Origin of the sequence: Chroococcidiopsis sp. (assembly GCF_051657925.1) — a bacterium.
Taxonomy (GTDB): domain Bacteria; phylum Cyanobacteriota; class Cyanobacteriia; order Cyanobacteriales; family Chroococcidiopsidaceae; genus Chroococcidiopsis.
Map to the genome: position 1 here is coordinate 83,077 of NZ_JBOFLP010000155.1, position 25,068 is coordinate 108,144.

Here is a 25,068-nt window from a genome sequence, read left to right on the forward strand (position 1 = left end):
ACATTGAATAAATTCATGCTTTACATACTCCTCTCGATCGAGGCGGGTAATCTCAACACTTCATTACTTTAGTTGATTTTCCTTGTCTTGTTCTAAGACGTAAACAAAAAAGCAAGCGTCGAAAATTATCGACACACTCTTTGAAGAGAATTCTGATTTGTCGCCGTTAAATTTCTGCTCTAATAGGACGTAGACAACAAAATCCGAGAACCGTTTGATAGCAGCAATCTCTTCGACTTGGTTCCAAATCACCCGCCTTCCCTTGGCATTATTAGATCGGGTCTGTCTCATCCGAGCTGAGATTCGACCTGTAATTTCCTGAGAAAGCTCCTCGCCAGTCGATCGGCTGGATCGGATTATCTCTTGAGCGAGAAGTAATGGTTTCAACGCGTTTGTCCGTTCCGGGTTATGGCGTTTTTCAGCTCGATAGAATACCCGATACAGATTTACAAGTTCTTGAGGAATTGCGATCGCGCTTTTGCTTGATCCGATTGCAGTAGATCTGTTCTGGGTTGCGACTTCCAGTTCGCAATCAAGCCTAGCAAGTCCTAGCGCCTTCTCTGGGGATACCCCAGATTCTTCTAAAGATTTCCTCCATTCTTCAGCACTGTCTTTCTGACTCTGAATCTCTGCTTCCTGATACTCCCCGAACCTGGAATACTTCAATGACATCCGATCCAGCTCATCTATATCGACACTCTCATGAGTTTCTGTCCAAACGAAATGCATCGCATCGAACATGATCTGGAAGTTTTCTGCGTTTGGCAAATCGTTTAATAAAGCTGCAATCGAAGCGATGCACTCCTCGAACGATCGTCCGTTACTCATCACGTCGCAGAACTTTGTCTTAATTTCTTGGTAAGTTACCATTAGTTTTCCTTACTGGCTATACAGTTTGCCAGTCCCGTTTACGGGATTATTCACGAATTAAGAATGCAGCAGAACTGCGGCTAGTCAAGACTCAGTTGCCTCCACCGGAAGGTTCCTTCTTCCATTCTTCGATTCGATCGTCCAGCCATGCGATCGCTTCATCTCTATCGACCATTCCATTAAAAACATCTCCGCATCCGTGTTGATCGATAATCTCTTCGGCTGTTTTTCCTTCGATCCAAAGCGGTTTAAGATCGTCCGGGTCAAACCAATCTTCAGCATCCCACCACGAGGCGATGGTATCTGTATCTTGGCTACGGACGTAATCAAGAAGCTCTATTCCTTTACTCGACCATCTCCCGATAGGGTTATGTCCATCAAACTCAGAGCCAAGGTACTCTTTCAGCATCGCTTCTAATGTATCTTCAATAGATACTACCCAGCTATAGACAGACTGTGCGATCGCTGAAGGATAAACGGTAAGAATCCGCTTGTCTATTCCGTTGTGGGATTCTTGCGGAATGCCTTGACCGATATCTAGAAAACAATAGACTGTTCCATCTTCTGGATTAAGGTATATATCGGTTTTCCATCCTCCCCAAGAACCTGAAAAATCTTCTTCCTGGAGTGCTTCGATCGACGCTCGTAGTGATTCGATCATATTTTTACCCAGCCTTGATTAAACTGTAGATTTTCGGAATTCATACCACCACCTTGGGTTGCGTAAATACTTGCTGGAGGCATAACTTCCTTGCTTAGAAGTTTTTGTCTTTTTTCTTGGATTGCTAGAACCTTTGTATAGATTCGTCCATGTCTACTAGCACTTGCCTTATCTACTGCTGCTGCTACAGCAACAGCCTCTAACCCTGAAAATGCTCCAACAAAGATCCAGTCGCACATCCAGTTATCCTGATTTAACCAGCCTGGTGAATCCTCAATTGAAAATGCATTTCCCTCGCAAACGACAAAGACTTGCATAACGTCTCCACTTCTTATACTTTGCTGAAAGGTTGCTAATCGGTCGATACTTGCATCCTAAAGTAAGACGCTCAAGATGTCTTGAGCGTCTTACCCAGGGAAGCCTATTGATTAGATTCTAGTGCATTCTGAACTTCTCGCCGGAAATCGTATCCATTATCGATGCTGCCCCAGTCCATAAATCGACTTAACTTGCTAAGTTTAAGCTTCTCGTCGTCCGTTAGGCGATGACGAATTTGATCGATTGATATGTCATTCCAATCGTCAGTACGCAGCTCAATAAATAAGCTGTCCTCAACAAGGTTAACTAACGAAGAAAACTCTCTGCGCCATAGATTAACGACTTCATGTTCGTTCATGTTCTAGCGTCCTTTGGTTAGAAGCTTCTCCGCAATGCGGAGTACGATGTATCCCGCAAATCCGATCGCCATCACCCATTCTTCTACCTCGTCAATTTCTTCACGATCGTCTTTAGGCTTTGGCTTCTTTCTGGAACTGCTCATGATATTACTCCTTTTATTTAATCAGCGATAGGAAAGCGGACTCCGATCGAGTCAAGAATTTTGCACCTTCTTTACAGATGACTGAAAAGAACCTCGCTGCAAAATGTTCGGGTCTTGTTGTACCTCCTACGATCTGGCTGTGGTAGATCCCAACCGCAAGAAACCCTCGGTATGCGGTATGTGGCATGTTAGACAGGCTCACTCCTCCATCAAAGATAGAGGAGAGCGCACTCCATCCTCCTTTCCAGTTATGGAGCGATCCTTTCACCACCCTTTTCGGGTATATGAGGCACAGCACGTCATGAAACTGTCCCAGATTCATTTCCAGGCTCGTTAGCTTGGTACATAAAGCAACAAACTCCGTATAGTCTTGTTTTGACTTGACTAAGAAGCGATCGATATCTAGAGGATCGATCGACACGTTTACCGTGTGCTTAAATGCAATCTTCCGCTCTGTCGAAAGGTACGATCGAGTCTTCTTGCTATAAACTGCTGCCTGAAGAGACCATCCGATGGATGTGTCGTGCGATGTGGATGCGATAAACCGCAGTTCTAGTTGATCTAGTTCGTCAGGACCAATAGAAACACAAGTATCCTTCATTCGAAGTTCCATGAATACTTTTGCTCCTCCATCCATGAGAGCCATAGCCTCTACACGCAGTAAGCCTGTATCGACAAGTCGATTAAGGTACTCAAAAGACTCTTTGTTGGATATTGGGTTGTAACTAGGGGTTACAACCCCTAGCGTGGATTGGTTGTCCGATCTACACAATCTAATATAGTTATCATCTTCCCCATAGATAGGGATTACGCTAGGAATATAGGCTTGTCCGCGCTTTTCGTAAACAGTGCGTGATCCGATCGGAACCTTGATAGGTTCCGATACGACTTCCCAAGGACATTTCAAGTTAAGCGCTTGACTGATTGAGGTTCCTTCAGAAAATCTGCTTCCTCCGATCTCTTCCCAAATATCAACTACTTTGTGATACGCTTTTTCGTCGTTAATGGATACAACTGCTGGTGTAGTCATTGTTTTTCCGATCGCCACGTTAGTAACTCCTTATTGATATATCTGACTGATTACTTTATCAAACACACTTCAGACAAACCAATCAGCCTCTTCGTACTCTGTTAACTGCCTAACCGCTAAATCGATATACTCTAATCCAGTGTGATGAAGACCGGATTTATCCCAATCCTTAGATTCAGCGGACTGGTAAATCAAGCAGTGCATTAATTTGATGAACTGAATCGCAGAAACAATAGGAGATTTTCGGAATCTGTATTGTTCTGAGACAACCTCCCCGTACCGATCCGCACAGGATTTTTGATTCTGGTCCCAAAAATCCTGACCCAATTTTCTTGCGTCCTCTTCGCTGAAATCCGATCGGATAATAGAAGTCTCTAGGTGCAAAATATAGTTGCAGATCGCGTTGATATGCTCATCCGAAACGACAAAACAGCTCATTCAAATGTCTCCTCGAAAGTCTCTTTTTGAGGTCCATCCAGTTCAACCTGATCGATATTCTCGCAAAATCGAAGGCGCAGTCTCACTCCAATATTGTTTCCGATCCCTTGCTGATTATGGAGCCATCCAATACAGTGTCGATCGTCTCCTTCAGTAGAATGGTGGCAAGCCATAATTTTTAAGGGTTCATCTAGATTTAACTCTCCTGGAACCGCGATCGTGTCTACTAGATTTTGATGTAACTCCGAACTATAGTTCGGAATATCAGATAGTTTACTTCCTTGCTTCCAGGGACAGGAAGCGCACTGCTTGACTTGAGGTAGTTTCCAGGTCATGTAAAGTACTTCCCAAATAGTCTTGAGGTAATCGACTCAATTCCATGATCCACTGCCTGAATATTGTCGGTAGTCATTCCTTTATCCCAGTCTTCCTTAAGAGACCACCAGCCTGTACCTCGGTCATGATATAACGTCTTCAAGTGGGTCATTACATCCGAAGCTAATATACCGGACGAGAAGCCGGATAAAGCATCCTCTATCTGATCTAATGACAGTTCTTCGATATCGACCCATCTTCCGACAAAGTTATTACTGCTTTCACAGTAACCTAGGAACATAAGTAGGATAGCTTGTTGGATCGTAAGAAGATCTACCCGAAACTCAACTTTGAGACTTATTCTCTTTTGTCCGTCTTTTGATACAGACGGAACAGGAAACCTACTCATGCAGAAACTCTCTTAGAAACTGCACTGCTGACGCACCTCTTCCCGATGCCATCGTGGAATACTGTATCGCCAATTCCGTGCTATCTACCGAGGAGATATCAACCTCATTTTCTTGTAGCCATGCAATAAGCTGAGAGGCGATTTGATACTCTTGCAAGACCGCTACTGCGTCTTGCATAGAAGGTTGGATGTAGGTGATTCGAAACGATCGATCGCGATCATCACATCTAACTGCAATCATTCCGTAAGAGAAAGCGATCGCCTTGACATCCTCAAAGGTCAATGAGTTTCCGTACTCATATTCAACATCCTCTCGAATTACAGACTTGAACCAACGTTCTTTATTAGAAAGAGTAAGCTTAGTCATTCTCCCTCACAGCTAGCTTAAATTGTTTCCATGCAGTATCCACAGTACCCGACTGAGCTTCACCAAAACGGTCGGAGTCGAAATCCCCAAATAGCTTTGCAGTTACCATTTCTATCACCCCTGGTTAGTTCCTTCTACATGTTTTTGCCACTCATCTAAGACGGGACGTTTAATTTCTATCTTAATAAGCTCGATCGCTCTTTCTACCAGAATACATTCCGCAGCCTCAAATTCGTCCGACTCGACAGCCCCAAACTGAAGGCAATACGCCTGACCAATATCTACAAAATGAATCCCTCGAACTTCGTCAGATGCGTCCCCGAAAATCTCATCGAACTCATTAGGGTAGTTGTCTTTATTTATGCATAGAAGCATAGATATATCGTCACAAGACGCATAAGCATACCCCAGCAAAGAATCTGCCATAGCGATCGCTGTTTCTTCGAAGTCGATCGGATGCTCCTCTGACCACTTATCGAGAACTGCGTTATTCAACTCTTCTCCTAGAATTGTATTCACATCTCCGATCGCAAGAATTTCCCTGGCAGACATCTTGCTAACAAGATCTTCGAGAATTCGATCGAAGTCCTCATTTGTCATGTGCTTATAGTTATCCATGTTACTCATTTGAAAAACCCTCCTCTAAAAATAATTCCGGGAAAGAGACTTTTGCCTCTGGGTTATTTAGGTTCTCTGAGGTAATAAACTCCCATATAACCTCTTCAGAATCCACAGATATTCCCTCTGACTCTTGCAAAGGGAGTTGGCGAATAGCCTTCTTCTCAATATCTTCGATTGAGTCACCTTCTTGATATTCGACTTCTATGACTCGAAGAACTTCATAGTGAACTGGAACTCTGATTCTAGGCATAATTAACTCCTGTAATACTCATCAACTAGCCGTTTAAGCTAAACATCCTCTACCAATTGAAAATCACCGTACTCCGCCATCACTCCGATCGATCCTCCTCAAGTCGAAAATCATAAGGCTCTAGAAACGCGGCAGTATTTTCTAGAAAATCATCCCATCCGTTTAGGATTATATAGAGCATAGATACTGCGTGAGCGTAGATCTCAAATCTATCTAGACCTACCCTATTAAATCCAGGACAATCGATCGTCCAATTATCTGACAAAGAGTGTTTATAGGCTGAGAATCTGACTCCTTTGTGCATAATGTTGATGATATCGTGGTCGTTGCCTGTGGAAAAGTTGACCGATCTTTCATCAGAAGATCTGAATACCAGTGTTTTAATCATGGTTAGCAAAACTAGAAAGGACTGACTCTATCTCTTGAGCTAAATCTTCGGACGTACCTATAGATCCCGGATAGCTTCTACTCCCTTCTACGTCTTCGCAACAGTCCTCAATGTCACCAATATTTGATAAGGCGTATCTTAGTGCAAATTCGATCACAGAGGCTTTTCTAGATAGATGTCTAAGCTGTATTTGCTCTGCTTTTTGCTTAGCTTCCTCAATCGCATCCTGAGCTAACTCTAAAGCACATTTAGAAAAATAACTTTCTTCTGAATCGCTTTCCATTCCTCCCATAGAGTTAAAGGAAAGCTGAACGTCTTCGCAAAGCACTCTGACTACTAGAAAAAGCTGGTCCCAGGTTTTCCCGTGAGATAAGAATCGTTTCCCGTCCTCAAACGAATAGTTGATCGCGAGTCTTTTAGCTTCTTTTTCAGGGTATTTATCTTTCAGCTCTGCTTCATAGTCGCGAAGAGGTAGAAAATATGCACCTTCTTCGCTTGTTGCGATCGTTCTGTTGTCTTGGTAGTCAACTATCTCTCCCAGATATCCAAGCTCTGGACAATCATCCACGATCGTTTCAGCTTCGATCTTAAACCCGTCTACTTTCCAAGACGCACAAAGCATTCCATCTGACCTTCTAACCCAGCAGAACGGAAAATCAAGCATATCAGTTTCTCCTGAATTAATGTTTCTGTAACGTTTTAGCTGAAAGGAAACCCCTTTAGAAATCCTCTTGCATCATTGCACTTCTTTTCAACTCCTTCTCGAACAGCGTCAGGCATGTCCCACGCGGAGGTTTCTTGCAAAACTGCCTTTCCCATTGCGGTAGCGGTTTCCATTTCCGCTTCTTTTAATCGCAACTTTAAGGACTGTTCAGCAGCAAGCTTGCTGCTGATGTCAGGATCATCCCAGTCCCAATCACGAGAAATAATCGTCTGTTCAAGCGCTTTAACAAAATCAGCGTTGACTACTTGAATAAACTGATTCAGCTTTTCGAGCGTTTTTGATCGTACTTCTGCTTCCTTACGATCAATCCAGTCCTTGAATTCTTGCAGCAATCTAGCCTTGTCCGCCTCTTTCTTGGTTTGTAGTCGCAGGGATTGATCAATCCTATCAACCTTATTTTGTTTGATGTTTAACATCTCAGAGTAGATATCAACTAACCTCCGCTTATCCCAAGTCGGTTTAGAGTCTAAGCTGATGCGTCGAGGGTTAATGCAAGCTACTGTCTGCATAAACGAATCAGAAAAGGTTGCGGTAATAGATGCTTCACACCAGGCACGTATATCCTCAGTCGGATCGTGAATATTTGTAGACAGCACGATTTCAGGATCTTGGGTAAGCTCTAGATAATGAAAAGGATGATCGGCTGAGCCGATCTGCCAAACAATTATACCCTCGTAAACAGTTCTAGCAATCATACGCTCACCGTGTTTTCTACTGTTTTTTCTTGGATCTCGTTACCATCTCGATCGACCACTACAGAAAGACATCGATCGAAGTCTTCAGCAACATACGTTTTGATGTCATTCCTGTTTCTACCTCTAACACTAACCTCGAATCCCTTGAAGGACGGGTGAATAAACACATCATGATCAGTCCATCCATCGTATTCACCCCACTCGTTCATGTGGTGGAATGATGTTGTAAACACTAGCCGCTCTTTACGGTATTTACGTCCATCCACTTGATCGGCAGATATCGATCGATCGATATCAATCTTGGTTCCGTTATCGAACCCGGAACCTTGCGGCAGATGCCGATCGGCTAACTGACTGAGAAATATTTCCACGTTAGAAGCAAATACCTTTCTAGACTCAAACTCATCAGAGTTAGGATTTAACCTGCTCATCTCGCGTTGAATCCGTCTAAGTTGCTCAAGCTTAGACGCGAAAAGCTGTAGCAAAGTGATATTTGGCAAAGTAACTCCTTTTTATATAGCTCTACGGTCCATCTACTGTTCTGTAACTGCGTACACCCCTACATCGAAACAATCAACCTCTGCGCGATCTAGGTCTTGTTTCACTGCTTTTACAGCAAGAGCAGAAATAAAGTCATTAGGAATCTCAGTAGATATGTACTTGAACACAGCATCTTGAACACTATATGAATTACCGTTTGAATAAATCACATAGCATTCCACACTATAAGAATCCCCTTGTATATTCCCTAGCTCTGTGTTGATTAGATTAGGATGCTGCTCAGGATCTAAATTCATCCATTTAAGATGCTCGTCTAAAAGATCAGCAGCATCGACAGCTTTAACCTTCATGGCAGATGCATCGTCTAAAGAGTCGGCTAGATCTTCTAGAATCTCTCTGATTTTTGCCAGGTGTGCGTTCATGTAAATCCCTTTTTAATCTGCGATCGTTGCTGCGCCAACTGGATTACCGTTGTAGTCCAGAATCTTTTCTTGCTGTAAATCTTCTGGATTGGATGTATCCTCTATTCGATCTGAATACTTCCTTAATATCCGTGCTACTTCTGCGCCTGTAGCGTCAAATGCTTCATTATCTAACTTGATTTGGATTGTTAGAGTAGTCATTGAATCCCCTTAATTAATTCCTAGATACACACCAACTATTTTCTTCAGAATTTCCTTAGATCTACCTGAGTTTATGTTCTTCTCGATCTTCCATTCATCAAGCTTTTCTTCGCCTATGTCTACCATACCTTCTAGATCACTAATCAGCTTTTTCCATGCTGAATGAACAGCAGAGTGTAGAATCTGAGATGTTGCAGTAGAAACAAGAGTTTTAACGTCTTGGGCGTTTCTAATGTCTATAGAGATATCAAGCAACGGACAAGGGTAGCGCCTAAGTACCACGTCAAATTGATTGAAATTGTACTCTGTGTAGTTATCTAGCTCAAATAGCCACGTTGAAACCAACCCTCCTAGAGATCCGTCACCTCCATCTGTGATCTCACCTACTTCTATCCAGTAGGCGATCGCTTCATCCAGCAAATCGGATAGACATTCTCTTGCAAGGCTGTTGGCGTTTAGATTCGAATTAACTCCGCTGCTCATAGCATCCCTTTTGTATTGTTTTTAAGCGATCCGAAAATCTTGTACTTCGCACCTCATACGCTGATCATCTTGTATGGTACGTTCTCATACAGTCAACGTTACAAAAATCTCCTTTTATCCGGCTTCTTCCAGATCCGTTAGTTTCCTCATAGTAGGCGAACAGCCTACCCTTGTAGTTGTTCCCGCACCAAGAGCATGTTCTATCAGTTCTTATCACCTCTCTTAGGATCATTTGATCGGATATCTTATCTCTTCCGATATACTTCAAACCTTCTCTATACAAATCAGTCATCTATCTCTACCTTTTTTCGCAACTCGATAACTTTTTCCTTGTCCTTAGCCTAAAGGGTTTTCATGTTCTCTGGAACCGGAAACAGAAGACTCTTCAAATAACCTTCGGTAGCGAGAAGCTACCGCATACCAATCAATGTCACACGCGATCGCAGATAGTAAGCCGATCGCTAGATACTCACCCGCTTCTCTTCTCTGCTGGACGGTATCACAAAAGTCTAAATACCATGCCTCAAACCGCTCTTTCAAAACATCAAGATCACTTGTTTCAGATGCAATCTCTAAGCAGTGCTTACGCAAGTCCTTCTGATTATCCAAAAGGATTATAAATCGATTTGTCATTGTACTATCCTCGCTTACTGTAGATGTGATAGCCTTCCTTTGTCTTGTAGCAAGAGATCCAGTTAACTTGGGCATCTTCTGCAATAGATTCCCAGTCAATATAAAATTCTAGCCTGCCATCAAAAAAGCCAGTATTTAGGATTTCATCAGGAAGTTGTACAGCTTCCTGACAGTAGTTTTCTACAGAACCATAAAGCCCTAAATATCGATCGTTAAACTCGGACAGATCTGCATCCTCCCCAAACTCTATTAGAAAACCTTTAATCTCTTCCTCCCCATACTGTTCGATCGCATTCACGATCGCGCAGATTTGGGATAAGTCGCTACCATCATAACCCGCTAATCCTTCACGATCTTCGATCGTCCATTCTTCTGCCTGGGTCTCAGATAGAAAGTGCTTGATCTGCGTCCTTAGCTTCTTTGGTGTTACGTCAGAGGTTAACGATAACCAAGTACCTCTTAGTTGTCCTTGATTGTATCTAGCGATGTCCATCACGTAGATCTTAGACATTTCTCAAACCCTCCAACGCAAAAGGCATTCCCATGTTTTCATCATCGTATATATTCATTACAGGAATAAGCTTGCGCCTGAATCGATATCCCTCATCGATGGTCATCCGTTCGTCAGCCATGATCCAGGTCATAACATACGCAGTCTGTAAAGGATTCATTTTCATTAAATCGTCGATCGCGTTCGTTTGGTTCCTTTCAAACCACTCATCAACTATCACCTTAGCGACAATTCCTAAATCAGCAGAACCTAGATACATGTAAACACCTTCAGTAGTTATTACTTTGCTTGATACTCTTTAACCGTTTGCCATTGTCCAGCAAAGTAAATCTCTACAGTTACTTGATTGTTGTAAGGAGCACCATCTGAGATAGTCATTCTGCTCAACCATACCCGAAGATCCGGGGATTCTAATTTCAAATCATCGCACTGGCTTTTTCTAATTGTAGTTAGAGACTCAAGGTAGGCTAGAGAATATCTCTTGTTTTTCATGGTTTCCTTTGCATCATGTTCTTAACTGTGTACAGCTTATCTCAATTCATGATCAGATTCAAGTAATTCCGTAATATCGGCAACCGTTTTATTGCTGTACATCCAGTGATATTGAACTCTGTAGTTAACGAGGCGTTTTTCTATCTCTTCTACCATGTTTCTGGTAGCTCTGAACGTTAAGCATCTAGGCTGATTGCTCCAACCATGCATGTATGCGGATGAAATTTTAATACAGCCTACTTCTTTAAGAAGTGTTTTCAACTCTTCCGTAACAAGAAGATCGCCTAAGTTGGTACGATTGCATAGATAGTACCTCAAATAGGTATCCTGAGAGACCAATTCTATATCCATTGCTGCTTGTCCTTGCGTAATTAATGTTGAATACACAGCCTAGTCTAGTTCAAGAACATCTATAATCACTAGCTGTATAGGCTGATTAAAGCTCTCTAGTAGTCGGCTTGGATAGCGCTCCATTAAGTAGCTATACTCTATCCCTTCCTGAGCAAATCCTCGAAGTACCTCCATTACTCGCGATCGAAGTACTTCGATCGAATGCTGTTTTGCATACTCAGCAACTAGATCCACATGCTCAGATGTATAAACATCCTCAAACTCGTACCCAATCTCATGAGAGTGCAAGTCATCTAACTCGATCGATTCAACAATTCGATCGATGTTCCAGTACACTGATCCGCCTGTTTCATGATTAGCGTATTCGTTCGCCTCTTCTGCTGCATAACTAAATAAGCCTGACAAGTCATCATCTAATAAATCGATCGAAAACTTGTTTTCCACCTCTGTTGTAAAGTCCGCTTTAACCCAGCTATCCCATGCATTACTCTCTAACTCATTTCTAACCTCATCATGAACGTCTCCATCAATCAGAGGGTAATCAGACAGATTAGTTAGAACCTCGATTATATCGTTCGTCAGGTTCCTGACTCTGATCGCGTACCCGTAACTCGAATAGCGTCCATATAGCTTGTATACTCCAGGTAATTCGTCCCAATTTTGTCTAATCCATCGGCAATTAGCGATCGTTACGTCCGATCCTCCATAGTCAGACCCCTGAAGCAAAGGAGAGGTAATTAGAGAATCTAAATCAATATTGGATCGGTTTTCTATATCTCTAAGACTACCAAACTCTAGACAGTCTAAATCTTCTAACTTTTCATCATCCCAAGAATGAAAACGATTCATTCGATAGCTATCGACAGATAGCGATCGTGCTGCTTCTAACTTTGCATCATCTGTTAATCCCGTGAATTCTAAAACCTCCAGAAAATAAGGGTATCCCTCTATTTCCTTCTGATAGTCGCTGATGGCGTATTCGTTCTTTTCTAGCCATCGATCGTAAAACGGATGAATCATCTCACCTACTTCTGATAGCAAGCTAAAATGAAAGGAGCAATTTGAATCTATGTAGTAGTGGTAAGATACTACCTCATCTACATGCTGAATCAAGTAGATCCCTTCCGACTCATCTACAGCGATCGCACCGATCGCTTTGTATCCCGCATAATCGTAATCTGATAAATTTTCTAAGATATCCGATAGAGTTGGTGCAGTTCTTTTTATGTCGTTCATAGTCGTTTTCCCTGGTAGAACTCTCGTGTAATTCATAAACAACACTCAGCGAAAAATGTTCTAATTCGTAGATGAGTCTCTATCTTCCGACATGGAAGACAAAGGGTAGAAGTATTTGTCAGGGCAGGATTTCCATCTAAAACCGTGCGGTCCTTCTCCTATAGCCGCCCGTCTTAAATCCTCTCCCTCTAACTCACCTTTAAGATAATGTTTACCGTCCAAAACAGTCACAAACTCAGTCTCTGAGCCTGCAAGATTTCTGTAGCAGCTTCGTTCATATCCATCTATAACCCCTGTATAGTAAGGGTTAAGCTTGAGATAGTCTTTTCCAGATCTGATCTCATTTAGGCGATGGACTAGTTGAGTACTAGTCCATTTATAACTTCTGCACTGGCTATATGCATCCCTTACCAGAGAAAGTACTCTTTCAGATCTCCGATACATTGCATCTTGATAGTTAGACATGTAAATCCCTAGATTAGGTGGTTTCCATCAGCGTATTCTAGGCACTCTTCTAGTGCCTCTTCATAGGTGATCTCTAGTTCCTCGATTGATTCTAAGCTGTAGTCTTTCACGATCGCAACATGTCCAGAACTGGCATTGCACACCGTAGAGCAGTTCATGTAATCAACACCGTGGCTGTCTAGCATACCTTCATCGATATCGTCCATAAGCTGTTCTCTCTCAGCATTATCCTCTAAATGTCGATCGGGATAACTATAGAGATAGTGCATTTCATACGATGGTATGAGACTACAGATATGTACATGCCTTCTACTATCGTAGAGATATACACTCCAAATTTTTCCGCCTGATCGTTCTAGTATCTCATCACTCCATCCATCTTCCGCGATCGCTACCACTTTGAACAGAGGTAGAACACCGCTATCGATTAACAATCTTGCATCATCATCCATTACTTTACCTCCGATCGCAACTTCTGAAACAATTCGACCGCCTGTAGAAAGGCGGGGATCTCCTCTACTGCGATCTCATCTAGAATGAGTCTTGCACCCTGATCATTAGAATATTCGATTCTGTAAATAGCAGGGTGATCAAGTAACGGCTTAAATGCTGCCTTTACCGCTTCTACATCAGAATCATATTTCTCCGTTCTCTGCTTTCGAGAGATGTCTGATCTAAGATCCCCAATCAATTTCTCTACTTGAAAACGAGAGGCTATTCCCTTAGATTTTTTGTTGGTGCTGGTAATACCCTCACTTCGATTTTCTGAATAGTCAAGGTGCTTTAAGGTAAGTACCCATCTCATGCTTATCGCACCTTTAGAATTGCATTCGATTTCCCGTCTTAACGACTGCTCTAAGTCTTCAGGGATCTTGGCGATTTTCGTAATCTCATCCAGAACGGTAGACGCCGTAGGATAAGATTCGATCTCAGCAGCTTTACTGTTTATGATGCTAGCGATCGACTCAAGATCAGGGACTCGATACGTTTCTGAGAAATCAAATCCTTCTACAGAGTAACTATCCCCTAACTTAAGACTTTCAACAGTAAGTAGATGTGCATAGGTAAAACTCTTAGTTACCCTGAACAACACACCTTGGATATTTGCCTCAAAACCTAGATCGTTCTCTGCATTACACTCTATAAGGCTATACTTATCTATCATGAACTGCACAGCTTGATCGCGATCTTCAATCTTAGGTATTCCGTTAAGAAACGGTGTTTTGAATGTATTTCGAAGGCTAACCCTACTGGAGTAAGGTGTATCGTGTTTAATCATGAGGCTCCTTATTTGAGGCTAACTTGGTTAAAGCACCTTATTTCTTAGTCTTAACTCTTCTATCAAAATCCGATCGCGTAGTATCTGAATCCCTACCGATTGCCCTAGATAGAAAGTCTTGTAGAATCGATCGTCTGTTTCTTGTGCTACTTTGTACTGAGCCTCTGACTCAGCTAAAAAAGCATTCAGTACTTCTAGAAGTCGATCCATATTATTTATGTTCCCAGACGGTAAACCATATCTTTCGATTTTCGAAATCCCAGTCCATAACATCATTCAAATCCATGATGCTTGCAATATCACATCTAATTTCCTCACTAAGTACAGCCAAACCAAGATCAAATTTACCGTCAAACACATCGTCTCTAGTATCCCAGGATATCCATTCAGCTTCATTAGATATCTCTTTCCGAAGAAACGAGAGAGTATCAGACCAGAACTCTGTGTCATGCTCTTCGCTCAATAAAGCCGATCCGTTCTCTATCTCTTTAACTATCGCAGGGATCGGAATGCTAAGGACGTGAAAGCGATCGGTAAGCTGACTTTCAGGGAAGATCCCGATCAACCTATAGTATGGTTTTGACATAAGAGCCTCTAGTTGAAATCTTTTTCACGCAAATTCATTAGCCAACTTGGACCTTTAGAGTTTCGTATCTCAGTTAGCGCGATCCTATAGTTATACTCGCAGAAATGAGCATAAGAATATCTCAGCGTAACCCATTCACCTGATAGTTTTTGTTTCCATCCCCTAGCATTACCCGTTTTGTCTATATGCTTCTGGCGATAGAAGCAAAGTGCTTTTTTCTGCTGCTCAGTGAGAACATCTAATCTACTCACGATCGTCTTCCTCCTCCCATTCATAGCACTGCGCTACTTTAGTTTGGATATACGAACAATCGATCCCATCGGAGGAGGCAAATTTAGGAAATGAACCAAGCCCTGATCCGATCTCTTCCCACAAACCGATCCCGCTTCCTAACGCAGATCCTGCCATCAAGTAGAACACCCCACAGTTACTAGGTACATCCTCTATACACTGCTCAAGTGTATAGGTGTTATCCCACTTTTCTACAAATAAATTCACGATCTCAGTGAGAAGCTTCTCAGCGTTAGATAGTTCCGTGCTGTAATCCACTTCTAACTCATCTAATTGACCTACCCAGGTTTCGATCACATCTTCTTGCGATCGGTAGAAATCCTTAAAAGGGATTCCATAAAGAGGGTGATCTTTATCATCCGTCCCTGACTCTAGATCGAAGTTAGTCTCAATCAGCCACAAAGAGGCATATCGAAAATCATCCTCATTGATCGCTTTTAGCTCGTCAGTTGTATATGTTTTAGTCATTAGATCTAGTCTCCTATTACGCTGTACCCATCACAGTACTTTGAACTCATCCGAAAAGCTAATCGTTTTAGACGATGTGAATCGTAATAACTGTATCTTGCATCGTCCCAGCAAGAAATAAGGCAAGAATTCGATCGCTTTAATCTAAGGACAGATTTTCTAATTCGGAAAAAGCGACTAAAGAACCAACTGGAAAATCGATAGAATCAGACATTACTTAACCCTTCTTTGCTTACAGTAATTTTTCACAAAATGCAATGACTGAGTAAGATTTGGAAACGACCAAATCATTAGCGAATCATGATCGAAAACAGCGTACCCGTTAGGGTAGAGTTCAGTCTCTACAAGAGTAGTGCTGAGGTATCTATTCTTGCATTCTGCAAGGGTAAATCCATGCTCTGCTGCAATATCGTAGACACACTGAAATACTTCGGAATAGGTAAACATTACATAACTCCTTTTTTTGTTGATCAACTTACTTATCTAAATGAAACCAAAATTGTACGTCTGTATAATCCCGATCGCTTTCCTCCAAAGACTCGAAATGCGTACATAGCTCTATAATGGCGTCTAATGCAGCAGAGTATACATTTAACCGATTAAACATCTTTCTAATAAGGTTTACCTCCTTATCACTTACTTCCGCTCTATCAGTTGCCTTGAAAATTGAATCGACAATGCTATCTACTAGATCTTCTTCCTCATCGCCTACAAACTCTACAAAACCATCTTCATTTAGATACCCTGACAAGTCAGGAACATGAACACCGATCAAGCCTTGATCTGTCGCTAGAAAATCGATCGAACACATCTGGAAAAACTTAAGTTCCATTAGTTAACTCTCACCTAAAAGGAGACTTGCTTCGGACTCTAGATCATCAATTGACTTAAACGATGCTGTAATTTTTACTAGGCTAATACAAGCCTCATAGCTCTCAGGATCGGAAGGTGAAACTCTCTCTACAATCTTGCCAGATACTACAAGCTCATTCAAAGCGACATCAAAATAAACACTCATTACCCGGTACTTACTACCAAATAAACCAGTAAAAAAACACTCCATAAGAACCATAACCTAAACAGTGTAGTTACAGCACTGTTTAATACAGTGCTGTAGGCTAACGTTTTGTAGAGTGTAGCTAGCGCAGTAATAAACTGCGCTAGCTTTTTAATCTCTGAAAAGCCTTTTGTTTGTGTACACTTAGCATCAAGATCGTGGAAACTAGATCTATTTTGGAACGTGTATACATCCCCTAATTCTTACCTACCAAATAACTGTATAGAGCCTAGCTGTCTAGGTTAACTAGTATTTGCTAATTACTAGTTATCTACCCTCTATACGTCAGGATAGCGGTTTACTAACATTTAACGGGTTACTCATACAGATAGATATATGAGTCTCATCCTTATACGACTCGTTAAACGCTAGGGGCTATTTAGTTTTCATGGTACTTTCTACCTAATGAGTCTCATCCAGTAATCTAAGCTGTTATAGATTAATCCCATGCTCAGTGCGATCGATAATCCTTTCTCAGAAGGACACTTAGATCGGCTAGTCTAGGAAATCTACAAATTTTTAGTAAAGTCGTATGAGACTCTATTAAGTTGAATTGTCAAGGTGCAAGGTTAAAGGATTCCTAGATACAAAAGTACCCAGAGGAAACGGGACTCCTACAACAAACCCGTCCTAAGTTTTCGGACTAGGTTGTTATAAGTATCGGTAGCAGGACTACCTAGTTAAATTATTCCCCGATCGCGCTACTAACCGATCAAAAGTCGAAAACAATTAGTAGCAGCTATCAAAACCCTTACGTAGAGAGGCTTTTGGGTGTTTGTCCTTCCCTTTCCCTCTCATGTATCTACTATAGCGCGATCGCCGCTAATTTGTATAGATCAGATGTACTATTTTACGATTAAGTTGTTTCATTGATTCTAGCTAGGTGTTTAGATGTTTATCTATGGTTCTAGGATGTACGTTTTATATGGGTTTCAGCGATCGCGATCGTGTGTTTAGTCCAATATCCTTACTGTGTTAGTCCAAATACGCTACAGCGTTGATCCGATCGCTGTAGCTCTTACCCTATAAAGCTTTCAGACCACTGTATTGATGGGTGATTTGCTCTGGTAAGCAATTCACCGTAACTCTAGCGTATAGGTTTTGTAGGTTAGGCAGTCGGTACGCTCTCGATCGCGCTATAGGGTCTGTAGGCTCTCAGGATAGCACGATTAGGACTAGGTAGAGCTAAGGTACGATCGCACCCTAACGTATGCAGAATAGCCTAAAACAAACGATCGATAGAAAACCGATTGCAGATCAGGGGAAAACGATCGCGATCGGAACATTCGATCGGCTTAGGACAAGTTCCGATCGTGCATTGTCGTTAGCGATCGCATTAGTGTTGTCGTTCGCATTGTCATTAGCGTTTACTTTAGTATTGCTCTTAGTGTTGTCTATTAAAATAACAAACGATCGATCGCGATCGGGAACAAGAAGACGCGATCGGCACTGGACTTACGTACTTCTTATAATAAATACCCTATCCAATTCCCAATACCCCTCATAACCCCTAATACCTTAGCGATATCACTTCAATATCAATCCATCGTCAATAATAAAACCCTATACATCTCGAAAAGAGACGATCGATTGCCTTGCAGGGTCTATAGGACTCTCAGGAATGCACTGTATACCCTCTGTAAGGCTCTAGGAGGCGAAGTAATACTGGTATGATAGAGGAACAAGCGCATACCCTCCTATGTACCTTCTACAACCTCTCAGAGCCAAGTTCTCAGCACAGCATTTTAGTCCTGTTGCGGGAAACGAACCAAATAGTCAACTAGAGCGACTTAAAAAGCCTGTATCGCATACCGATCAGGCGATGCAATACCGAAATCATCAAAAGCAAGAGAAACAGAAGGAATCAAAGCAGCGGATTCGTCGATCGACCCGTCCAACCTTAATTCCCCTAGCGTTGAAAGACAAGCTGAAGCGAGATGCATTTACCAAACCGTCCGAAGAGAGTCCTTTGGTTTAAGTATGGGGATTCGAATTCAAGAGAAAGCCGTTCAAGCTGCATTACGAAACTACTACGCTGAGGCTGGATATGTCGTAAAGCGTGAAGTGATTACCCCAGTCGGATTTATTGATTTAATCCTATATCGAGAGATGGGACGCTCCTCTAGAGAGAAAGTCCTAGTTGAGGTTAAAGAATGGAGTGGGATTAAACATGCGATCGGACAGTTACTGAGCTACGAGCAATATCATTCCGATTCTACTGAACTTCGACTTATCTATTTCACCCGGAACGGTCAATACAAAGGAGTGGAATCGATCCACCAAACCGATCAACTTAAACGACAGCATCCTAAGTTGACGATCGAGTTCGTCAACAACTTAATCCCTATTGATACTTTTATTCCATGCCAACCGACGATAAACCAGAACTCATTAGACTCTACGAGCAGTTTGAGTCAGACCTCTCAGAATCTGATCGATATCCTAATCCCCCAGGACGAGTTAGCGGAATATCCCCTCGATCTATGGGGATCAACTGGGACACCGTTCGACAAGATTTCATTCTAGGGAAGCGGAAACAGCTAGAAGACGGTAGCTGGGTCAGCGAGGATTATACTCACCAAGAATTAGCAGGTAAGTATGCGATCAAGCTATCCACACTAAGGAAGCAGCTTTATAACGGATCATGGCATAACTATCGCAAGGCTTACCTCGCTAGGGTAAGCCAGATGAGTATCGGGTTGGAACTAGGTCTCTACACCCAGGAAAACTACCAAAGCGAAATTGCAGCGATGCGAGCCTGCGACAAGTTAGGAAACGTAATGACTGCTTATATCCAGCACCGCTTCGGAGAAGTGCTGGATGCTCAAAGTGATTTGCTCACAGACGGAGAGCTGCCGTCGAATGTTGCAGAGACCATGAATGAGGTTCATCCGAAGACAGGTGTTCCCTTGTTCTTAGGAGAGGTAGAAAAGGCGATTAAAGTCACAAAAGATATTTATGACCTACAGCGCAGGATTTACGAGAATGCTCCTTCAACTGGAGCAGATATTGTGGAAGAAGTAACCTCGAAACCGAAGTTCGCAAACGATCGCGAACGTGAGTCTAAGATTAGCAACCTCGAAGCGCAGATCGGTCGAAAACTCCGTCAGATCGAGCAAGAGTCTGAAGGAAGAAATTAAGTATAAATACTGAAGACACTAAATCTGTTTTATTTCAAGATGAACCTTGCCGTTTCATTTAAGCCTTATGCGTTGGTTCCGGGTGCGCTACGTCTTGTTTATTGCTTGTATGGGATCAGCAGCAGCAGCCTTATGTTTGCTGCTGCCTAGCATATTTCTAATGATGCTGTTGTTTATTACGGTATGTGTCACGCTTCCTGGATCATACCTGTATTGGTTCACGAATCGATCGCGACGATTTGTTAAGTGCTTCAGTGAAACTGAGGTGCAGGATTATCTAAGAAATCAAGGATTAAGAGGAAAGATTCGAGTCAGCAAGATCATTCGAGTCCAACGAATCAACCACTGATAAATCAAAACAGGAGATAGTATGAGCAGCTTATTAGTGTGGTCCTGCAAGTTGATCTATGACGATACAATATTCGAGAGATCCGTTAGTGCTGGTACAGCAGGAGAAGCAGCAGAGCTGCTAGTAGCAGCATGGGAGCACCAAACCTGCGTCTATTCGATCGCGTCTGGAAGCCGATCGATCAAAGTGGAGGTTCTAACCGATATATATGGTCAAATGTTACGTCAGGTTTCGGGTGATATTATAAGCTGTGTCTTGTGGATAACTGATGGAGACCCGTCTGAGTTGCCGGGTCTAGCAGAGCGACTGGAAGAGCTAGAAGCCGCTAAAAAGCAGATAGAGAATACAAAGCAGTACTTCGTCGTTGAGGGGGTTCCCATCCCCCAGTACAGAGCAACCGAAACATCAGAAGCGATATGCGAGGAGGTGTCGTATGTGTGAAGTTGCGGAGGTATGTTGCTCAACGCGCAGAAAAGCGCGTAAGGAGCATATCTGCTCTGATTGTCATCAGCCGATCGCAATCAAGGAGGTTTATATTGAAACAACTGGAATCTTCGATCGTATACCGTTTCAAAAGAGAACGTGTTTGACGTGTGACGATCTGTACACTTTTCTATGGAGTCTCCCAGAAACTGATTGCATCAATGACTCGCTGCATCAGCATCTAAGAGACTGTGAGTACATCGATCCATGTCCCCATGCTGAAGAAGTTGAACGAGGTCAATACTGCTCGATTACTTCAACGGTGCCGTGGTTGCGGCACCTGAAAGGTAAGTGGACGTTAGTGCTAGGTAAATATACGACCGCTAACGTTAAGGCACGATCGAAGCATCGAGATTTCGCCTATCTTCCGCTGTGATTTTAGAGCAAGGAATTACAGTAGGAGTAGTAGATAGAGTAATCTGCGACAGTATTCAACGATGGAATGCGGGTTTCAGCCAAAGATATTGTCGCAAGACCCTCGAATACTGTCGCAAAACAGGGAGATATTGTCGCAAGACCCCTGAAAAAACGGGAGATATTGTCGCAAGACCCTCGAATACTGTCGCAGCATAAACATGGACCAGGATGAGCTAAAGGAGCTAATTCAGCAAGAACCGATCAACGTCTTGCGGATTAAACAAGCGATCGAAACCGAAGGGTTGCAGGTCGATGCGGTGCTAGTACCGCTAGTTGAGGAGCTTTCGTCTCTGAGAGCATACCTATTAAAAACAAAAGCTCGTGATATCAGTTCTCGCGCCACGGCTGCTGAATTAGGAGACTACTTTCTATCGAATCCCGATCTTGTGTCCGGGTTTTCCTATCGAAACGGGCAGTTGTTAAATCGTAAACAGCATCCGGTTTCAAAAGACGATTTAGACTTGGTTGCTTTGGAGCGAAAACTTCGTCTAACCTCTCGATTTTTTCAGTCGCCTTTATCGTTTAGAGAGTTATTGATTGGATTGAAACGCTATTTCCTATCTGTGGCAGTTACTGATCGCCATCAAAGTGAGACGGTTAGAGAATGCATTCACGATCAAGCAGATCAGTTACTCAATTCATCTAAAACTAAGAAACGATCGTATATCTTACTGAGCGAGTTAAAGCGTCGCCTGCCTTACCATTCAGAAGAAGATATTAGATCTGCGCTGATAGACTCCGACTGGATCTTTGATCAAAAAACCAATCGTCAATGGATATTTAGAAAAGGAAAACCGTCATGATTAACAAAGACGTAAGAGTGTTGCTAATGTTTTGCTATGCATTTATTGTACTAATTGTCGGAGTTGTTCTACTAGAACATAGCAGCCCTGTAGTTAAAACCTGCGGCATGGTGTTAGTTGTATACGCTAACTATTTGGCATGGAATTCAGGTGAGGCATAGTAAGTTGTGATTAAAGTTGTCGTTGCTGGATCGCGATCGTTTTCAAACTATCCAGTAGCTAAATTCTATCTGGATCTTGCCTTGATAAATCATACCGACGTTGAGATCGTGTCCGGGACCGCACGAGGAGCGGACCAGCTAGGAGAGCGATATGCAAAGGAAAAGGGATTTCCTGTAAAACTATACCCCGCAGAGTGGGACATGTACGGCAAATCTGCTGGGTATATCCGAAATGAGAAGATGGCTAAGTATGTCAGTCACGCTGTTATCTTTTGGGACGGGAAATCAAAGGGGACGAAACACATGATAGACCTATAATCCAAGAGCTTTTCCCTGACGAACGTTCTTTCTAGATTCTCTAACAAGCTGTGCAGCGTATTGTCTTGTTTGAGCGTTTGCAGGAATCTTAGGAAGATTTGCGGTATAGTAACGAACGAAGTTAGCAAGATTCATTTTTACTATGTTTTTTGATTGCTTCTATAAAGCTTAAGGTGGAAAAAGGGTAGCCGTAAGCAAGATTACTATCCACCTTGATTGGTTCCGGCTCTCTTTTTGGATCAGGTTTGCTTCTCATATTACTTTCTACCTCTTAAATACTTCGCTCCAACCACTGCCCCTCCCAAAACGCCTGCACCTACCCCTGCTCCAATTAACGCACCCATCGGACGATAGCTAGGATCTTCGTAGCGATTCATCAAGTCTTGTTCGTTCCCCATGAATCGATCGAACGTTCCTTTGAATCGCTTTCCTTCTGGACTTTCTGCGTCAATCGCCTTCATTCCTAGAACGCTTTTATCTGAGTTCATGATTGCGGATTCAAAATCTTCGTTAAATCGAGTCCCAAGTCTTTGACGAAGGGCTGTTTCCTGCGGCGTAGATAACTCACTGACTCGACGAGCGTTCGCAACTCCGCCTGCTGTATACCCTAGTAATGCACCTAGTCCCAATCCACCTGCGATCGCAGCTCCTGCTGAAAATTGAGCAGTAGGATAATGCATAAACCGACCTTGAGGATACAGTCGATAGTTATTGCTTCGAGCGGTTTGACGCTCAGATTGCTGAATGGCTGCGAATTCCTGTTGAGCCTTGCGTCTTAGCACGGGATCAGAAGATGCTAAATGACCTGATTGAGCCAGCTTCGTCTTGCGTTTAGCAATATCGTCAAATCCTTTACCTAGAGCACTTGAGGTATTCTTAAGTCCCCGACCCATGCTAGGAGTCATAAAACGAAAATTAGCTTGAGAATAGAAAGTTAAATGCATACGAGGTACTAATAGATTAACAAACTAACGTCTTTGAATATAGTGCGATCCGAGTCCTGCCGCCATTCCTAGCGCAGCTCCTCCTAGAATAAATCTGTTGTTACCCTGCTCTCGCCAGGTTTTAGCAATGTGATCCTCGTTATCTCTATACGCTTTCACATATTCATTAGTCTTAGGGGTCCGATTAAATACACGCCCCGCTTCAGAACTAATCAACAATGAGGGATTTCTGGGATCGCTTTCAAAGCCGTAGACAAGGTATGGACATCTTTATCCCATTGATTTCCTCTAGCGTAGAGATTCACAACCCCTGCGCCTAAACCAATCCCTGCTCCAGCTAGTCCTGTTATCGCAGTAGTTCCTAAAACCCCAAACTCAGATGAGTTTTCCATATAGGAAAACTTATGCGCCGATCGACGAGTGTACATAACTATAAGCAATTCTTCTACCTTATTGTACCGCTATTCTCTTCTGGTAAGGTTTTCGCGAATACTGGTTGAACATGCTTGCTGGTATAGAAATCCGGGATGCAGGAGTTGAACCTGCCTGCGCTCGATTATGAGTCAAGTACCTTTCCGCTCGGTCAATCCCGGTTATGTGAAGTATATCTTAACACCTACCCTGTTCTTATATCTTCTTGTTTTCTTAATAATTTCCTATTGATATCAAGGAATGTAGATGTTTGAATAAGACACGTCCGCACGGATCACGGAATAACAGTATTAATACACACCCGTATTCTTAAAATAGTGTTAAGACCGGGGTGTTGCCGTTTACCTAAGATGTCTGTCGTGTATATTCAAACTCCACCTCTGGCTGAACCGTCTATCTTAAGTGCGTCTGCTTCCTGGAAATATAAATATGGGACTTCCTTTGTGGATGAGTTATATCGTAAAGTCCCGATCCGATCGATGCATAGAACTACGGTCTTTCTAGTCGGTCCCGATCGAAGCTATTACAGTTACTGCTCTAGTCAAGCAACGCTACTGTCTTTCTTTAACTATGGAGCAGCGGCTGAGGCTGCAAGACAGCCTCTATCGTCATTTAAGCCGATCTATCATGTGGTAACCCCGACCCTTCACGAACATCTATGTGATCGCGAGTTTTTAATCTCTGCATTCTTGCCTACCAAGATGGCAGCAGAAGATTTCTTTGATCAATCAAGTTGCGGACCCCTGGGACTCGGAACCTATTCCACTATTTCGTTGAATGAGGCAGTACAAATCGCGATCGTAAAGCAAATCTACTAAGTAGATCGCACGTATTACTTTTTGTATACGTGCGGTTGTCCTTTTTGGCTGAGTACGTTATGCTTGTGCTGTTATTTACGAACATCGAGGTGTGTATGCTTCCGATTGTTGGAAAATTTCCCGCACCTGGAAGAAAGGTGCGGTTATTTGCAGGTGTTTTCGTATTTATTGGCTTAGCAGGTAACATCCCTGCTCGTGCTGATTTTATGGGGTTCCTGACTGGGGGGCAGGCGCAATCTGATCAAAATGATCGTGCTGCCGCTGAGCGAGAAGAACGCGGGTTCGAAAGTCGATCGGATCGGGGTACGGGTGTTGTGAGGATTGAAAAATACTCCCCTTCTTTACCTGCATCCTCCGGGTCTAAGGGATGGAAAAGTGAGCAGAATCCTGGCGGAGCACCAAGACCTGCTCATTCCCCCGTCTGGTTCATAGCTAGCAACTTAGCCTATCCTCAATCTGAGTCTTCTATTCTCTCTAGATTAGGAGATCCAACCTTGGATTTGGATGGTCGGCTAGAGTATACCGATTACACGAGCTGGACAACTGTGATACTGGATAAGCGGCTTGATCCGCGTACCGACAAGCGGCAATACATTGTTACAGGGGTGTCCTTAGAGAGGCTGAATCGCCGTTAACGAC

The 25,068-nt window shown here is 42.7% G+C and carries 38 protein-coding genes and 1 tRNA gene; 9 read left to right on the forward strand and 30 right to left on the reverse strand.

Translation table 11 applies throughout. The annotated features are described in order from the left end of the window. Positions 1 to 63 precede the first annotated feature (63 nt). The 27 genes from ACRC32_RS12675 to ACRC32_RS12805 form a co-directional block, all read right to left on the reverse strand. Positions 64 to 870 (reverse strand): hypothetical protein, encoded by an 807-nt coding sequence (locus ACRC32_RS12675; protein WP_438554303.1) that lies wholly within the window; start codon positions 868 to 870, stop codon positions 64 to 66. A 91-nt stretch (positions 871 to 961) separates the two neighbouring features. After that, a complete protein-coding gene (locus tag ACRC32_RS12680) occupies positions 962 to 1,531 on the reverse strand; it encodes a hypothetical protein (RefSeq protein ID WP_438554304.1) in 570 nt (189 codons plus the stop codon). Beyond that, the gene (locus ACRC32_RS12685; RefSeq protein WP_438554305.1) at positions 1,528 to 1,848 is read right to left on the reverse strand and encodes a hypothetical protein; all 321 of its coding nucleotides are present in this window, start codon (positions 1,846 to 1,848) and stop codon (positions 1,528 to 1,530) included. The genes ACRC32_RS12680 and ACRC32_RS12685 overlap by 4 nt, the downstream gene beginning before the upstream one ends. Before the next feature lie 104 nt (positions 1,849 to 1,952). Next, entirely contained in the window at positions 1,953 to 2,207 is a 255-nt protein-coding gene (locus ACRC32_RS12690) for a hypothetical protein (RefSeq protein WP_438554306.1), read from the reverse strand. 3 nt (positions 2,208 to 2,210) lie between these two features. Then, positions 2,211 to 2,351, reverse strand: coding sequence for a hypothetical protein (locus tag ACRC32_RS12695; RefSeq protein ID WP_438554307.1), 141 nt, complete (start codon positions 2,349 to 2,351; stop codon positions 2,211 to 2,213). Positions 2,352 to 2,364: 13 nt separating this feature from the next. Further along, the gene (locus ACRC32_RS12700) at positions 2,365 to 3,399 is read right to left on the reverse strand and encodes a DUF932 domain-containing protein (protein ID WP_438554308.1); all 1,035 of its coding nucleotides are present in this window, start codon (positions 3,397 to 3,399) and stop codon (positions 2,365 to 2,367) included. A gap of 416 nt (positions 3,400 to 3,815) precedes the next feature. Continuing rightward, entirely contained in the window at positions 3,816 to 4,154 is a 339-nt protein-coding gene (locus ACRC32_RS12705) for a DUF6283 family protein (protein ID WP_438554309.1), read from the reverse strand. Then, positions 4,151 to 4,543: a hypothetical protein gene (locus ACRC32_RS12710; protein WP_438554310.1), complete on the reverse strand. Its 393-nt coding sequence runs from the start codon at positions 4,541 to 4,543 to the stop codon at positions 4,151 to 4,153. Before ACRC32_RS12710 ends, ACRC32_RS12705 begins: the two co-directional genes overlap by 4 nt. Continuing rightward, positions 4,536 to 4,910 carry a hypothetical protein gene (locus tag ACRC32_RS12715; protein WP_438554311.1) on the reverse strand — a complete coding sequence of 125 codons (375 nt, stop codon included), beginning with the start codon at positions 4,908 to 4,910 and terminating at the stop codon, positions 4,536 to 4,538. The genes ACRC32_RS12710 and ACRC32_RS12715 overlap by 8 nt, the downstream gene beginning before the upstream one ends. Before the next feature lie 114 nt (positions 4,911 to 5,024). After that, positions 5,025 to 5,537 (reverse strand): hypothetical protein, encoded by a 513-nt coding sequence (locus tag ACRC32_RS12720; RefSeq protein ID WP_438554312.1) that lies wholly within the window; start codon positions 5,535 to 5,537, stop codon positions 5,025 to 5,027. Then, positions 5,530 to 5,781 (reverse strand): hypothetical protein, encoded by a 252-nt coding sequence (locus ACRC32_RS12725; protein ID WP_438554313.1) that lies wholly within the window; start codon positions 5,779 to 5,781, stop codon positions 5,530 to 5,532. Before ACRC32_RS12725 ends, ACRC32_RS12720 begins: the two co-directional genes overlap by 8 nt. 380 nt (positions 5,782 to 6,161) lie before the next feature. Continuing rightward, positions 6,162 to 6,833 carry a hypothetical protein gene (locus ACRC32_RS12730; RefSeq protein ID WP_438554314.1) on the reverse strand — a complete coding sequence of 224 codons (672 nt, stop codon included), beginning with the start codon at positions 6,831 to 6,833 and terminating at the stop codon, positions 6,162 to 6,164. 35 nt (positions 6,834 to 6,868) lie between these two features. Beyond that, the gene (locus ACRC32_RS12735; RefSeq protein ID WP_438554315.1) at positions 6,869 to 7,588 is read right to left on the reverse strand and encodes a hypothetical protein; all 720 of its coding nucleotides are present in this window, start codon (positions 7,586 to 7,588) and stop codon (positions 6,869 to 6,871) included. Next, complete coding sequence (locus ACRC32_RS12740; protein WP_438554316.1) at positions 7,585 to 8,019, reverse strand: hypothetical protein; 435 nt, start codon at positions 8,017 to 8,019, stop codon at positions 7,585 to 7,587. Before ACRC32_RS12740 ends, ACRC32_RS12735 begins: the two co-directional genes overlap by 4 nt. Before the next feature lie 102 nt (positions 8,020 to 8,121). Then, a complete protein-coding gene (locus ACRC32_RS12745) occupies positions 8,122 to 8,511 on the reverse strand; it encodes a hypothetical protein (RefSeq protein WP_438554317.1) in 390 nt (129 codons plus the stop codon). Positions 8,512 to 8,523: 12 nt separating this feature from the next. Beyond that, positions 8,524 to 8,712: a hypothetical protein gene (locus tag ACRC32_RS12750; protein ID WP_438554318.1), complete on the reverse strand. Its 189-nt coding sequence runs from the start codon at positions 8,710 to 8,712 to the stop codon at positions 8,524 to 8,526. A 9-nt stretch (positions 8,713 to 8,721) separates the two neighbouring features. Next, on the reverse strand, positions 8,722 to 9,195 hold the full coding sequence (locus ACRC32_RS12755) for a hypothetical protein (RefSeq protein WP_438554319.1): 474 nt from the start codon (positions 9,193 to 9,195) through the stop codon (positions 8,722 to 8,724). A gap of 336 nt (positions 9,196 to 9,531) precedes the next feature. After that, a complete protein-coding gene (locus tag ACRC32_RS12760; RefSeq protein ID WP_438554320.1) occupies positions 9,532 to 9,828 on the reverse strand; it encodes a hypothetical protein in 297 nt (98 codons plus the stop codon). Positions 9,829 to 9,832: 4 nt separating this feature from the next. Further along, entirely contained in the window at positions 9,833 to 10,339 is a 507-nt protein-coding gene (locus tag ACRC32_RS12765; protein WP_438554321.1) for an antirestriction protein ArdA, read from the reverse strand. Then, a complete protein-coding gene (locus ACRC32_RS12770) occupies positions 10,332 to 10,598 on the reverse strand; it encodes a hypothetical protein (protein ID WP_438554322.1) in 267 nt (88 codons plus the stop codon). Before ACRC32_RS12770 ends, ACRC32_RS12765 begins: the two co-directional genes overlap by 8 nt. Before the next feature lie 623 nt (positions 10,599 to 11,221). Continuing rightward, on the reverse strand, positions 11,222 to 12,418 hold the full coding sequence (locus ACRC32_RS12775) for a hypothetical protein (RefSeq protein ID WP_438554323.1): 1,197 nt from the start codon (positions 12,416 to 12,418) through the stop codon (positions 11,222 to 11,224). A 473-nt stretch (positions 12,419 to 12,891) separates the two neighbouring features. After that, complete coding sequence (locus ACRC32_RS12780; RefSeq protein ID WP_438554324.1) at positions 12,892 to 13,335, reverse strand: hypothetical protein; 444 nt, start codon at positions 13,333 to 13,335, stop codon at positions 12,892 to 12,894. After that, the gene (locus ACRC32_RS12785) at positions 13,335 to 14,162 is read right to left on the reverse strand and encodes a hypothetical protein (protein ID WP_438554325.1); all 828 of its coding nucleotides are present in this window, start codon (positions 14,160 to 14,162) and stop codon (positions 13,335 to 13,337) included. The genes ACRC32_RS12780 and ACRC32_RS12785 overlap by 1 nt, the downstream gene beginning before the upstream one ends. A gap of 27 nt (positions 14,163 to 14,189) precedes the next feature. After that, positions 14,190 to 14,372, reverse strand: a complete 183-nt coding sequence (locus ACRC32_RS12790) for a hypothetical protein (protein WP_438554326.1) — start codon at positions 14,370 to 14,372, stop codon at positions 14,190 to 14,192. 1 nt (position 14,373) lies between these two features. After that, positions 14,374 to 14,748 carry a hypothetical protein gene (locus ACRC32_RS12795; protein ID WP_438554327.1) on the reverse strand — a complete coding sequence of 125 codons (375 nt, stop codon included), beginning with the start codon at positions 14,746 to 14,748 and terminating at the stop codon, positions 14,374 to 14,376. 243 nt (positions 14,749 to 14,991) lie between these two features. After that, complete coding sequence (locus ACRC32_RS12800) at positions 14,992 to 15,507, reverse strand: hypothetical protein (RefSeq protein ID WP_438554328.1); 516 nt, start codon at positions 15,505 to 15,507, stop codon at positions 14,992 to 14,994. Positions 15,508 to 15,982: 475 nt separating this feature from the next. Next, on the reverse strand, positions 15,983 to 16,339 hold the full coding sequence (locus ACRC32_RS12805; RefSeq protein WP_438554329.1) for a hypothetical protein: 357 nt from the start codon (positions 16,337 to 16,339) through the stop codon (positions 15,983 to 15,985). Between the two features lie 1,435 nt (positions 16,340 to 17,774). Here ACRC32_RS12805 and ACRC32_RS12810 point away from each other — a divergent pair. From ACRC32_RS12810 to ACRC32_RS12840, 7 genes are all read left to right on the forward strand, one after another. Further along, complete coding sequence (locus ACRC32_RS12810; RefSeq protein ID WP_438554330.1) at positions 17,775 to 18,071, forward strand: hypothetical protein; 297 nt, start codon at positions 17,775 to 17,777, stop codon at positions 18,069 to 18,071. A gap of 192 nt (positions 18,072 to 18,263) precedes the next feature. After that, the gene (locus ACRC32_RS12815) at positions 18,264 to 18,542 is read left to right on the forward strand and encodes a hypothetical protein (RefSeq protein WP_438554331.1); all 279 of its coding nucleotides are present in this window, start codon (positions 18,264 to 18,266) and stop codon (positions 18,540 to 18,542) included. 2 nt (positions 18,543 to 18,544) lie between these two features. Further along, positions 18,545 to 19,090, forward strand: a complete 546-nt coding sequence (locus ACRC32_RS12820) for a hypothetical protein (protein WP_438554332.1) — start codon at positions 18,545 to 18,547, stop codon at positions 19,088 to 19,090. After that, positions 19,048 to 19,704 carry a hypothetical protein gene (locus ACRC32_RS12825; RefSeq protein WP_438554333.1) on the forward strand — a complete coding sequence of 219 codons (657 nt, stop codon included), beginning with the start codon at positions 19,048 to 19,050 and terminating at the stop codon, positions 19,702 to 19,704. The genes ACRC32_RS12820 and ACRC32_RS12825 overlap by 43 nt, the downstream gene beginning before the upstream one ends. A 1,407-nt stretch (positions 19,705 to 21,111) precedes the next feature. Then, positions 21,112 to 21,756, forward strand: coding sequence for a hypothetical protein (locus ACRC32_RS12830; RefSeq protein ID WP_438554334.1), 645 nt, complete (start codon positions 21,112 to 21,114; stop codon positions 21,754 to 21,756). Next, complete coding sequence (locus ACRC32_RS12835; protein ID WP_438554335.1) at positions 21,753 to 21,917, forward strand: hypothetical protein; 165 nt, start codon at positions 21,753 to 21,755, stop codon at positions 21,915 to 21,917. The genes ACRC32_RS12830 and ACRC32_RS12835 overlap by 4 nt, the downstream gene beginning before the upstream one ends. Before the next feature lie 6 nt (positions 21,918 to 21,923). Further along, entirely contained in the window at positions 21,924 to 22,235 is a 312-nt protein-coding gene (locus ACRC32_RS12840) for a DUF2493 domain-containing protein (RefSeq protein WP_438554336.1), read from the forward strand. Positions 22,236 to 22,492: 257 nt separating this feature from the next. Here the strand turns inward: ACRC32_RS12840 and ACRC32_RS12845 are convergent, their stop codons facing one another. The 3 genes from ACRC32_RS12845 to ACRC32_RS12855 form a co-directional block, all read right to left on the reverse strand. Then, positions 22,493 to 23,179, reverse strand: a complete 687-nt coding sequence (locus tag ACRC32_RS12845; RefSeq protein ID WP_438554337.1) for a hypothetical protein — start codon at positions 23,177 to 23,179, stop codon at positions 22,493 to 22,495. Positions 23,180 to 23,391: 212 nt separating this feature from the next. Next, entirely contained in the window at positions 23,392 to 23,571 is a 180-nt protein-coding gene (locus tag ACRC32_RS12850; RefSeq protein WP_438554338.1) for a hypothetical protein, read from the reverse strand. A 129-nt stretch (positions 23,572 to 23,700) separates the two neighbouring features. Continuing rightward, a tRNA-Ile gene (locus ACRC32_RS12855) sits at positions 23,701 to 23,772 on the reverse strand. 198 nt (positions 23,773 to 23,970) lie between these two features. Here ACRC32_RS12855 and ACRC32_RS12860 point away from each other — a divergent pair. Together ACRC32_RS12860 and ACRC32_RS12865 are read left to right on the forward strand one after the other, a co-directional pair. Next, positions 23,971 to 24,429, forward strand: a complete 459-nt coding sequence (locus ACRC32_RS12860) for a hypothetical protein (RefSeq protein WP_438554339.1) — start codon at positions 23,971 to 23,973, stop codon at positions 24,427 to 24,429. 59 nt (positions 24,430 to 24,488) lie between these two features. After that, complete coding sequence (locus tag ACRC32_RS12865; RefSeq protein ID WP_438554340.1) at positions 24,489 to 25,064, forward strand: hypothetical protein; 576 nt, start codon at positions 24,489 to 24,491, stop codon at positions 25,062 to 25,064. The last annotated feature ends 4 nt before the right edge of the window (positions 25,065 to 25,068 follow it).

Coding starts and splice junctions, on each gene's coding strand:
- ACRC32_RS12810 (WP_438554330.1), top strand. CDS start 17,775: ATGCAGAATAGCCTAAAACAAACGATCGATAGAAAACCGATTGCAGAT.
- ACRC32_RS12835 (WP_438554335.1), top strand. CDS start 21,753: ATGATTAACAAAGACGTAAGAGTGTTGCTAATGTTTTGCTATGCATTT.
- ACRC32_RS12710 (WP_438554310.1), bottom strand. CDS start 4,543: ATGAGTAGGTTTCCTGTTCCGTCTGTATCAAAAGACGGACAAAAGAGA.
- ACRC32_RS12675 (WP_438554303.1), bottom strand. CDS start 870: ATGGTAACTTACCAAGAAATTAAGACAAAGTTCTGCGACGTGATGAGT.
- ACRC32_RS12755 (WP_438554319.1), bottom strand. CDS start 9,195: ATGAGCAGCGGAGTTAATTCGAATCTAAACGCCAACAGCCTTGCAAGA.
- ACRC32_RS12760 (WP_438554320.1), bottom strand. CDS start 9,828: ATGACAAATCGATTTATAATCCTTTTGGATAATCAGAAGGACTTGCGT.
- ACRC32_RS12800 (WP_438554328.1), bottom strand. CDS start 15,507: ATGACTAAAACATATACAACTGACGAGCTAAAAGCGATCAATGAGGAT.
- ACRC32_RS12830 (WP_438554334.1), top strand. CDS start 21,112: ATGGACCAGGATGAGCTAAAGGAGCTAATTCAGCAAGAACCGATCAAC.
- ACRC32_RS12730 (WP_438554314.1), bottom strand. CDS start 6,833: ATGCTTGATTTTCCGTTCTGCTGGGTTAGAAGGTCAGATGGAATGCTT.
- ACRC32_RS12720 (WP_438554312.1), bottom strand. CDS start 5,537: ATGAGTAACATGGATAACTATAAGCACATGACAAATGAGGACTTCGAT.
- ACRC32_RS12705 (WP_438554309.1), bottom strand. CDS start 4,154: ATGACCTGGAAACTACCTCAAGTCAAGCAGTGCGCTTCCTGTCCCTGG.
- ACRC32_RS12780 (WP_438554324.1), bottom strand. CDS start 13,335: ATGGATGATGATGCAAGATTGTTAATCGATAGCGGTGTTCTACCTCTG.
- ACRC32_RS12695 (WP_438554307.1), bottom strand. CDS start 2,351: ATGAGCAGTTCCAGAAAGAAGCCAAAGCCTAAAGACGATCGTGAAGAA.
- ACRC32_RS12865 (WP_438554340.1), top strand. CDS start 24,489: ATGCTTGTGCTGTTATTTACGAACATCGAGGTGTGTATGCTTCCGATT.
- ACRC32_RS12805 (WP_438554329.1), bottom strand. CDS start 16,339: ATGGAACTTAAGTTTTTCCAGATGTGTTCGATCGATTTTCTAGCGACA.
- ACRC32_RS12715 (WP_438554311.1), bottom strand. CDS start 4,910: ATGACTAAGCTTACTCTTTCTAATAAAGAACGTTGGTTCAAGTCTGTA.
- ACRC32_RS12750 (WP_438554318.1), bottom strand. CDS start 8,712: ATGACTACTCTAACAATCCAAATCAAGTTAGATAATGAAGCATTTGAC.
- ACRC32_RS12765 (WP_438554321.1), bottom strand. CDS start 10,339: ATGTCTAAGATCTACGTGATGGACATCGCTAGATACAATCAAGGACAA.
- ACRC32_RS12680 (WP_438554304.1), bottom strand. CDS start 1,531: ATGATCGAATCACTACGAGCGTCGATCGAAGCACTCCAGGAAGAAGAT.
- ACRC32_RS12775 (WP_438554323.1), bottom strand. CDS start 12,418: ATGAACGACATAAAAAGAACTGCACCAACTCTATCGGATATCTTAGAA.
- ACRC32_RS12690 (WP_438554306.1), bottom strand. CDS start 2,207: ATGAACGAACATGAAGTCGTTAATCTATGGCGCAGAGAGTTTTCTTCG.
- ACRC32_RS12740 (WP_438554316.1), bottom strand. CDS start 8,019: ATGAGCAGGTTAAATCCTAACTCTGATGAGTTTGAGTCTAGAAAGGTA.
- ACRC32_RS12815 (WP_438554331.1), top strand. CDS start 18,264: ATGTACCTTCTACAACCTCTCAGAGCCAAGTTCTCAGCACAGCATTTT.
- ACRC32_RS12735 (WP_438554315.1), bottom strand. CDS start 7,588: ATGATTGCTAGAACTGTTTACGAGGGTATAATTGTTTGGCAGATCGGC.
- ACRC32_RS12745 (WP_438554317.1), bottom strand. CDS start 8,511: ATGAACGCACACCTGGCAAAAATCAGAGAGATTCTAGAAGATCTAGCC.
- ACRC32_RS12790 (WP_438554326.1), bottom strand. CDS start 14,372: ATGGATCGACTTCTAGAAGTACTGAATGCTTTTTTAGCTGAGTCAGAG.
- ACRC32_RS12795 (WP_438554327.1), bottom strand. CDS start 14,748: ATGTCAAAACCATACTATAGGTTGATCGGGATCTTCCCTGAAAGTCAG.
- ACRC32_RS12725 (WP_438554313.1), bottom strand. CDS start 5,781: ATGCCTAGAATCAGAGTTCCAGTTCACTATGAAGTTCTTCGAGTCATA.
- ACRC32_RS12685 (WP_438554305.1), bottom strand. CDS start 1,848: ATGCAAGTCTTTGTCGTTTGCGAGGGAAATGCATTTTCAATTGAGGAT.
- ACRC32_RS12785 (WP_438554325.1), bottom strand. CDS start 14,162: ATGATTAAACACGATACACCTTACTCCAGTAGGGTTAGCCTTCGAAAT.
- ACRC32_RS12820 (WP_438554332.1), top strand. CDS start 18,545: ATGGGGATTCGAATTCAAGAGAAAGCCGTTCAAGCTGCATTACGAAAC.
- ACRC32_RS12825 (WP_438554333.1), top strand. CDS start 19,048: ATGGGGATCAACTGGGACACCGTTCGACAAGATTTCATTCTAGGGAAG.
- ACRC32_RS12845 (WP_438554337.1), bottom strand. CDS start 23,179: ATGCATTTAACTTTCTATTCTCAAGCTAATTTTCGTTTTATGACTCCT.
- ACRC32_RS12850 (WP_438554338.1), bottom strand. CDS start 23,571: ATGGAAAACTCATCTGAGTTTGGGGTTTTAGGAACTACTGCGATAACA.
- ACRC32_RS12770 (WP_438554322.1), bottom strand. CDS start 10,598: ATGTATCTAGGTTCTGCTGATTTAGGAATTGTCGCTAAGGTGATAGTT.